Source organism: Streptomyces sp. LX-29, from assembly GCF_029541745.1.
Taxonomy (GTDB): Bacteria; Actinomycetota; Actinomycetes; order Streptomycetales; family Streptomycetaceae; genus Streptomyces.
This window is the reverse complement of the sequence record NZ_CP089746.1, coordinates 7,832,219-7,842,645: the sequence shown is the minus strand read 5'-3', so window position 1 is coordinate 7,842,645 and position 10,427 is coordinate 7,832,219. Positions and strand designations below refer to the sequence as shown.

The 10,427-nt window shown below is 69.5% G+C and carries 1 protein-coding gene; it reads left to right on the top strand.

Translation table 11 applies throughout. The features are described from left to right. Positions 1-56: 56 nt before the first annotated feature. The gene (locus LRS74_RS32155) at positions 57-10,337 is read left to right on the top strand and encodes a type I polyketide synthase (protein WP_277744311.1); all 10,281 of its coding nucleotides are present in this window, start codon (positions 57-59) and stop codon (positions 10,335-10,337) included. Positions 10,338-10,427: the final 90 nt, after the last annotated feature.

Genomic DNA, 10,427 nt, shown 5'->3' with positions numbered 1-10,427 from the left:
CCCTGAGCCTCTGTCCCGAATCACCCGTGTCCAAGGACACTCAAGGAAGTGATCCCGTGGTCAACGAAGACGAGCTCCTCGGCTATCTGAAGCGGGTGACCGCGGATCTGGACCGGACTCGGCGCCGCCTTTACGAGATCACAGAACGCGAGCAGGAGCCCATCGCCATCGTCGGAATGGCTTGTCGTTTCCCCGGCGGCGTGCGCTCGGCCGAGGACTTCTGGCACCTCATCGCGTCGGAGACGGATGCGATCGGTACCTTTCCCACCGACCGTGGCTGGGATGCCGAGCGGCTGTACCACCCGGATCCGGACCACCCCGGTACCTGCTACACCCGGCAGGGCGGATTCCTCTACGACGCCGCCGACTTCGACGCCGACTTCTTCGAGACGTCGCCGCGCGAGGCCTCGGCGATGGACCCACAGCAGCGGCTGCTCCTGGAGGCCGCCTGGGAGACCTTCGAGAACGCCGGCATCGATCCGGCCTCCCTGCGTGGCAGCCGGACGGCCGTGTTCACCGGCATCAACCCGCCGGACTACCCCGTCGGGCACGCCCCACGCCCCCCGGAGGCGGCGGAGGGGTTCATCGTCACCGGAAGCGCCGCGAGCATCGCCTCGGGGCGCATCTCCTACACCTTCGGCCTGGAAGGCCCCGCGGTCACCGTCGACACCGCCTGCTCGTCCTCGCTCGTCGCCCTCCACCTGGCCTGCCAGGCGCTGCGAGCCGACGAATGCTCTATGGCCCTGGCCGGCGGAGTGGCGATCATGTCCACTCCCCGCCTCCTGGTGGAGTTTTCGCGGCAGCGGGGGTTGTCGGTGGATGGGCGGTGTAAGGCGTTCGGGGCGGGGGCGGATGGTACGGGGTGGTCTGAGGGTGTGGGTTTGTTGTTGGTGGAGCGGTTGTCTGATGCGCGGCGGTTGGGGCATCGGGTGTGGGCGGTGGTGCGAGGGAGTGCGGTCAACCAGGACGGGGCGAGTAATGGGTTGACGGCGCCGAATGGTCCGTCGCAGCAGCGGGTGATTCGGGCGGCGTTGGCCAGTGCGCGGGTGGGTGGTGGGGATGTGGATGTGGTGGAGGGGCATGGGACGGGGACGGTGTTGGGTGATCCGATCGAGGCGCAGGCGTTGTTGGCGACTTATGGTCGGGATCGGTCGGTGGGGTGTCCGTTGTGGTTGGGGTCGGTGAAGTCGAATATCGGGCATGCGCAGGCGGCTGCGGGTGTGGGTGGGGTCATCAAGATGGTGATGGCGATGCGGTATGGGGTGTTGCCGCGTACGTTGCATGTGGAGGAGCCATCGCCCCACGTGGACTGGTCGTCGGGTGCGGTGCGGTTGTTGGCGGAGGCGGTGCCGTGGCCGGAGACGGGTCGGCCGCGGCGGGCGGGTGTGTCGTCGTTCGGGGTGAGTGGCACCAACGCGCACGTCATCCTCGAGCAGGCGCCGGTGGTGGAGGAGCCCGCGTCGGACGAGGGTGAGGGTGCGGGTGTGGGGTGGGTGTTGCCGTGGGTGGTGTCGGCGAAGTCCGAAGAGGCGTTGCGGGCACAGGCGCGGCGGCTGGGTGAGCATGTGCTGGCACGACCGGAGCTGAATCTGACGGCTGTCGGTCATGCGTTGGAGACCGGGCGTGCACGTTTCGCTCATCGTGCGGTGTTGCTGGGCCCGGACCGGGACGGGTTCCTGCGTGGGCTTGCGGCGCTGGCTTCCGGCGAGGAGCACGAGGGTCTCGTACGTGGTGTGGCTACGGGTGCCGGGAAGCTGGCGTTCCTGTGTTCCGGGCAGGGCACGCAACGCCCCGGCATGGGTGCTCAACTGTACGAGATGTTCCCGCTGTTCGCGGAGGCGCTGGACGAGGCGTGCGGGAACCTGGACCCGTACCTGGAGCACCCGCTACGAGACGTCCTCTTCGGCCGATCCGATGAGCCGGCAGGGCTGCTGAGCCAAACCGGATACACCCAGCCGGCTCTGTTCGCTCTGCAGGTCGCCCTGCATCGTCTGGTCACCGAGGGGTACGGGCTCACCCCGCACTTCTACGCCGGGCACTCGCTCGGGGAGATCACCGCGGCCCACCTGGCGGGGATCCTGAGCCTGCCCGACGCCGCGCGTTTGGTCGCCACCCGCGGCCGGCTCATGCAGTCCCTCCCCGCCACGGGTGCCATGACCGCTATCGAGGCGAGTGCGGAGGAGGTGACCCCGTATCTGGCGGGGCGGGAGGACCAGGTATCCCTGGCCGCGATCAACACCCCCACCTCCCTCGTCATCAGCGGCGACCGGAACACCGTCGAGGAGATCGCCGAACAGTTCAGGGCCCAAGGCCGGAAAGTCACCCCCCTCCAGGTCAGCGCAGCCTTCCACTCCCCCCACATGGACCCACTCCTCCACGAGCTACACGACACCACCCACACCCTCACCTACCACCCACCCCACACCCCCCTCATCACCGGCAACCCCGGCGGCGCGGACCCCACCACCCCCGACTACTGGGTCCACCAAGCCCGCAACCCCGTCCACTACACCCACACCACCCACCAACTCCACACCCACGGCACCACCGCCTACCTCGAACTCGGCCCCGACTCCACCCTCACCGCACTCACCCACCACAACCTCCCCGACCACCACATCCAAGCCCACCACCTCCTCCACCCCGACCACCCCGAAACCCACACCACCCACACCGCCCTCGCCCACCTCCACACCCACGGACACCCCACCACCTGGCACCACCCCACACACCACCCCCACACCACCCACCACACCAACCTCCCCACCTACCCCTTCCAACACCACCGCTACTGGATCCACCCGTCCGAGCCACGTGGCGGCCTGGTCGAATCCATGCCTTCACCCGCACCCGTCGGCCCGTCGGCGAGTACGGCACTCCGCGGAAAGCTGGCGAGGCTGTCCCCCGACGAGCAGCGGGAGACCCTCCTGGAGGTCGTCCGCTCACACATCGCGGCCGTTCTCGGGCATCGAGGCTCCGAGACCATCCACGCCGAGCGCGCGTTCAAGGAACTCGGCTTCGACTCGTTGACCGCTGTCCAACTCCGCAATCGTCTGGGCGACACCACCGGCCTGGCCCTGCCCTCGACCGTCGTCTTCGACCACCCGAACCCCACAGCACTCGTAGAGCATGTATGGAGTCAACTCCTGGGCTCGCACGGCGAGACGGTGAGCCATATCGCCCAAACGGCTGTCGATGTGGGCGAGCCCATCGCCATCATCGGCATGGCATGCCGCTATCCGGGAGACGTGCGGTCGGCGGAACAGCTCTGGGACCTCCTCGCATCGGGTCAGGACGCCGTTTCCGGGTTTCCGACCGATCGCGGCTGGGATGTGGAGGAGCTCTACCACCCGGATCCCGACCACTTCGGAACGTCGTACACGCGGCAGGGCGGCTTCCTCCACCATGCGGCGGACTTCGACGCCGACTTCTTCGGCGTCAGCCCGCGCGAAGCCCTTGCCATGGATCCCCAACAGCGGCTCCTTCTTGAGACCTCCTGGGAAGCCTTCGAACGGGCCGGTGTCGATCCCTCTTCCGTACGCGGAAGCCGGACCGGGATCTTCGCGGGAGTGGCGTACCACGACTACGCGCAGCGCTTCCCCACCGCTCCGGAGGGCTTCGAGGGGTACATCGTCCACGGCAGCGCGGGCAGTGTCGCCTCGGGACGTGTCGCCTACACCTTCGGGCTGGAAGGCCCCGCTGTCACCGTGGACACGGCCTGCTCGTCCTCGCTGGTCGCGCTGCATCTGGCCTGCCAGGCGCTCCGCTCCGGTGAGTGCACCATGGCCCTGGCCGGCGGCGTCACCGTCATGTCGATGCCCACGGCCTTTGTCGAGTTCTCCCGGCAACGCGGGCTGGCTCCGGACGGCAGGTGCAAGGCGTTCTCCTCGACTGCGGACGGGACCGGCTGGGGCGAGGGCGTGGGCATGGTCCTGGTGGAGCGGCTCTCCGACGCGCAGCGGCTGGGGCATCGGGTCCTGGCCGTCGTACGGGGAACCGCCGTCAACCAGGACGGGGCGAGCAACGGGCTCACGGCCCCGAACGGACCTTCCCAGCAGCGGGTCATCCGGCAGGCACTCGCCAATGCCGATCTGCCACCGGACGCGATCGACGCGGTGGAGGGGCACGGGACGGGGACGACGCTCGGCGACCCGATCGAGGCCCAGGCCCTGCTCGCCACGTACGGGCAGGACCGACCCGCGGACCGGCCACTCTGGCTCGGCTCGATGAAGTCGAACATCGGGCACGCTCAGGCGGCCGCGGGTGTGGGTGGGGTCATCAAGATGGTGATGGCCATGCGGCAGGGGGTGCTGCCGCGCACGTTGCATGTGGATGAGCCGTCGCCACACGTGGACTGGTCGGCGGGTGCGGTGCGGCTGCTGACTGAGGCGGTGCCGTGGCCGGAGACGGGGCGACCCCGGCGGGCGGGTGTGTCGTCGTTCGGGGTGAGCGGCACCAACGCACACGCCATCCTCGAGCAGGCGCCGGTGGCGGAGGAGCCCACGTCGGATGAGGGTGCGGGTGAGAGTGCGGGGCCGGTGTTGCCGTGGGTGGTGTCGGCCAAGTCCGAGCCAGCGCTGAAGGCCCAAGCCCGCCAGTTACGGCAGTACCTCGCCTCTGTCCCCGAGTCGCAGGACCTGCACGCCATCGGTCACACGCTCGCCACCGGTCGCGCCCTCTTCGAGCACCGAGCCGTGCTCCTGGGCCCGGACCGGGACGGCTTCCTGCGCGGGCTGGACTCTCTGGCATCGGATGCAGAGGACTCATCGGTCGTACGCGGTGTGGCCACGGGGGCCGGGAAGCTCGCTTTCCTGTGTTCCGGACAGGGCACGCAACGCCCCGGGATGGGCGCCGAACTGTATGAGACGTTCCCACTGTTCGCGGAGGCACTGGACGAGGCGTGCGGGCACCTGGACCCCTACCTGGAGCACCCGCTACGAGACGTCCTCTTCGGCCGATCCGATGAGCTGGCAGGGCTGCTGAACCAGACCCGATACACCCAGCCCGCCCTCTTCGCCCTGCAAGTCGCCCTGCATCGTCTGGTCACCGAAGGGTACGGGCTCACCCCGCACTTCTACGCCGGGCACTCCCTGGGAGAGATCACCGCCGCCCACCTGGCCGGCATCCTCAGCCTTCCCGACGCCGCACGACTGATCACCACCCGCGCCCGACTCATGCAAACCCTCCCCCCAACCGGCGCCATGACCGCCCTCCACGCCACCGAAGACGAGATCACAGAGCACCTGACCGGCCGGGAGGAACACGTCTCGCTCGCCGCGATCAACACCCCCACCTCCCTTGTCATCAGCGGCGACCGGAACACGGTCGAGGAGATCGCCGAACAGTTCAGGGCCCGCGGCCGGAAGGTCACCCCCCTCCAGGTCAGCGCAGCCTTCCACTCCCCCCACATGGACCCACTCCTCCACGAGCTACACGACACCACCCACACCCTCACCTACTACCCACCCCACACCCCCCTCATCACCAGCAACCCCGACGGCGGTGACCCCACCACCCCCCACTACTGGGCCGACCAAGCCCGCAACCCCGTCCACTACACCCACACCACCCACCAACTCCACACCCACGGCACCACCGCCTACCTCGAACTCGGCCCCGACTCCACCCTCACCGCACTCACCCACCACAACCTCCCCGATCACGGCATCCAAGCCCACGCCCTCCTCCACCCCGACCACCCCGAAACCCACACCACCCACACCGCCCTCGCCCACCTCCACACCCACGGACACCCCACCACCTGGCACCACCCCACACACCACCCCCACACCCCCCACCACACCGACCTCCCCACCTACCCCTTCCAACACCACCGCTACTGGCTCGACACCACCCCCATCAGGCCCCACGACACCGCTGACGTCCGCTTCCTGGAGTCGTTGGAGCAGCAGGACGTCGACGCGGTCGCCTCCGCGTTGGCGGTCGACCGGGACGCGTCGTTGACAACGGTGATTCCGGCCCTGTCCCGGTGGCGTACGCAGCAACGCGAGCAGGCTGTCATCGACTCCTGGCGCTACGGCGAGACATGGACGCCGTTCACTCCTCCACAGGCAGGTGCGCGGCCGCTCGGCACCTGGCTGGTCGCCGTCCCGACGCAGGAGAGCAAGCACCCACACGTCGGCACCGTTGTCGAGGCCCTCCGCGATCGCGGCGCGGAGCCGGTGACACTCACTCTCGACCTGGCTGCCGCGGATCCCGCATGCCTGGGGCAGCGACTCGCCGACGCCCTCGCGGGGCATGACGCGTCCAAGGTCAGCGGAGTGCTCTCCTTCCTCGCCCTGGACGAGGAACCACACCCCGACCACCCCCACGTACCCACCGGAACAGCCCTCACCCTCGCCCTCATCCAAACCCTCACCACCCACCCCACCCTCACCGCACCCCTGTGGTGCCTCACCCACAACGCCACCACAACCCACCCAACCGACACCCTCCAACACCCCCTCCAAGCCCTCATCTGGGGACTCGGACGCACCACCGCCCTCGAACACCCCCACCACTGGGGCGGACTCATCGACCTCCCCACCACCCTCACACCCCAACACCTCACCCACCTCACCCACACCCTCACCACCACCCACAACGAAACCGAGCTCGCCCTACGCCCCACGGGCCTGCACGCTCGACGCCTCACCCGAATCACCACACCCGCCACGCCCACCACCCCCGCCACAACCATCCGCGACAACCGCCAGCCCTGGACACCCCACGGCACCGTCCTCATCACCGGCGGCACCGGAGCCATCGGAACCCACATCGCCACCTGGATCGCCACCCACCACCCCCACTGCCACCTCCTCCTCACCAGCCGACAAGGACCCCACGCACCCAACGCCACCCAACTCCACCAACACCTCACCCAACTCGGCACCCAAGTCACCATCACCCCCTGCGACACCACCAACCCCACCCAACTCACCAACCTCCTCAACACCATCCCCCCAACCCACCCCCTCACCACCGTCATCCACACCGCGGGCGTCCTCGAGGACGCCACGCTCAGCGCGCAGACCTCCGGCCATCTCGCCGCAGCGCTGGCTCCTAAGGCGAGCGCCGCGTATCACCTGCACACCCTCACCCGGGATCTGCCGCTTGAGGCGTTCGTCCTGGTCTCGTCCACCGCCGCCACCTTCGGCAGCCCTGGACAGGCCAACTACGCCGCTGCCAACGCCTACCTCGACGCCCTCGCCCAGCACCGCCACGCCCAGGGACTCCCCGCCACCTCCATCGCCTGGGGACTGTGGGAGCAGGGCGGCCTGGCCAATGCCGAGAAGGCCGCACACATGGTGCGGCGGGGCCTGCCGCCGATGCCCACCGAGCAGGCACTCACCGCGCTGGCGCAGGCCGTGGCCGACAGGCGACGACCGCACCAGATCATCGCCGCCATCGAATGGGGCAAGCTCAGCGTCACGCTGAGCCACACCGGCGAGTCCGTGCCCCTCTTCGATGACATCCCGGAGGCTCGTACGTCGGGTTCCGGGGGCGCCGCGGGCGAAGAGCCGGCCACGGCCCTCCACCGACAGCTCGCCGGCCGGAGCTCCGAGGAGCAACAGGACATGCTGCTCCAGCTCGTTCGCGCACACACCGCAGCGGTCCTGGGGCACGGCAGAGTGGACGACGTCCCGGCCGAACGCCCCTTCAGGGAGTTGGGCTTCGACTCGCTCGCGGCCGTCGAGGCGCGCAACCGGTTGGCCGCCGCGACCGAACTCCGGCTGCCCACCACGCTCGTCTTCGACCACCCCACCCCGGTCAGGCTCGCCCAGTGGCTGCGCGGCCAGCTGGTGGGTGCGGAAACGGGCCACGCACCGGCCCAGGCGATGGCCGCTCCCCGCGCCACGGCCGACGAGCCCATCGCGATCGTCGGCATGGCATGCCGATTCCCCGGGGGTGTGCGTACGCCCGAGGAGTTCTGGCAGCTGATCCTCGCCGAACAGGACGCGATCTCGGACTTCCCCGCGGACCGCGGCTGGGACCTCGACGGGCTCTTCCACCCCGACCCCGATCGGCAGGGCACCTGCTACACACGGCAGGGCGGATTCCTCCACGACGCGGCCGACTTCGACCCCGACTTCTTCGGCATCAGCCCGCGCGAAGCCCTCGCCATGGACCCGCAACAGCGACTCCTGCTCGAGACCAGCTGGGAGGCACTCGAGCGCGCACACATCGCACCGCCCTCGCTCCAGGGCAGCGCCGTCGGCGTCTTCACGGGCATCAACTCCCAGGACTACGCCATCCACCTGGAGCGGTCGTCGGAGTCGGTCGAGGGCTATGTGCTCACCGGGAGCTCCAGCAGCATCGCCTCGGGGCGCATCGCCTACACCCTCGGGCTGGAAGGCCCGGCCGTCACCGTCGACACGGCCTGCTCCTCGTCACTGGTCGCGCTGCACCTGGCCTGCCAGGCCCTGCGGTCCGGTGAGTGCACCATGGCCCTGGCCGGCGGCGTCACCGTCATGTCCACCCCCACCACCTTCGTGGAGTTCGCCCGGCAGAGGGGGCTGTCCACGGACGGCCGCTGCCGGGCCTTCTCCGCCACGGCGGAGGGTACCGGCTGGGGCGAAGGCGTCGGCATCCTCCTGGTCGAGCGACTGTCCGACGCCCGTCGGCTGGGGCACCGCGTCCTCGCCGTGGTACGCGGCAGCGCCGTCAACCAGGACGGCGCCAGCAACGGACTCACCGCCCCCAACGGCCCCTCCCAGCAGCGGGTCATCCGACAGGCCCTCGCCACCGCGGGTCTGACCACCGCCGAAGTCGACGCGGTGGAGGGCCACGGCACGGGTACGACGCTCGGCGACCCGATCGAGGCCCAGGCCCTGCTCGCCACATACGGGCAGGGGCGCGCCATGGACCGGCCGGTGTGGCTCGGCTCCGTGAAGTCCAACATCGGGCACGCGCAGGCGGCGGCCGGCGTGGCGGGCGTCATCAAGATGGTCATGGCGCTCCAGCACGGGACCTTGCCGCGTACCTTGCATGTGGATGAGCCGTCGCCACACGTGGACTGGTCGGCGGGTGCGGTGCGGCTGCTGCGGGAGACGGTGTCGTGGCCGGAGACGGGGCGACCCCGGCGGGCGGGGGTCTCCTCGTTCGGAGTGAGCGGCACCAACGCGCACGTCATCGTGGAGCAGGCACCTCCGACGGCAGGCCCTGCGCGGGAGCAAGCTCCGACGACGCCGCTTCCCTGGGTGGTGTCGGCGAAGTCCGAGCCGGCCTTGAGGGCCCAGGCTCGGCGCTTGCACCAGTACCTCACCTGCACCCCCGACGTCCCCGAGCCGCAGGACCTGCACGCCATCGGTCACACGCTCGCCACCGGTCGCGCCCTCTTCGAGCACCGAGCCGTGCTCCTGGGCCCGGACCGGGACGGCTTCCTGCGCGGGCTGGACTCTCTGGCATCGGATGCAGAGGACTCATCGGTCGTACGCGGTGTGGCCACAGGGGCCGGGAAGCTCGCTTTCCTGTGTTCCGGACAGGGCACGCAACGCCCTGGCATGGGTGCCGAACTGTATGAGACGTTCCCGCTGTTCGCGGAGGCGCTGGACGAGGCGTGTGGGCACCTGGACCCCTACCTGGAGCATCCGCTACGAGACGTCCTCTTCGGCCGATCCGATGAGACCGCCGGGCTGCTGAACCAGACCGGATACACCCAGCCCGCCCTCTTCGCCCTGCAAGTCGCCCTGCATCGTCTGGTCACCGACGGGTACGGGCTCACCCCGCACTTCTACGCCGGGCACTCCCTGGGAGAGATCACCGCCGCCCACCTGGCCGGCATCCTCTCCCTCCCCGACGCCGCACGACTGATCACCACCCGCGCCCGACTCATGCAAACCCTCCCCCCAACCGGCGCCATGACCGCCCTCCACGCCACCACCGAGGAAATCGAAGAACACCTGGCAGGACGCGAACACCAGGTATCCCTGGCCGCGATCAACACTCCCACCTCCCTCGTCATCAGCGGCGACCGGAACACCGTCGAGGAGATCGTCAGGGCCCAGGCCGGAAGGTCACCCCACTCCAAGGCCAGCCTTCCCTCTCCCCCCACATGGACCCACTCCTCCACGAGCCACGACACCACCCACACCCTCACTCCAACCCCCCTCATCACCAGCACCCCCGGGCGGCGCGGACCCCACCACCCCCGACTACTGGGCCGACCAAGCCCGCAACCCCGTCCACTACCCCCACACCACCCACCAACTCCACACCCACGGCACCACCGCCTACCTCGAACTCGGACCCGACTCCACCCTCACCGCACTCACCCACCACAACCTCCCCGATCACGGCATCCAAGCCCACGCCCTCCTGCATCCCGATCACCCTGAAACCCACACCACCCACACCGCCCTCGCCCACCTCCACACCCACGGACACCCCACCACCTGGCACCACCCACCACCCACCACAACCGAACT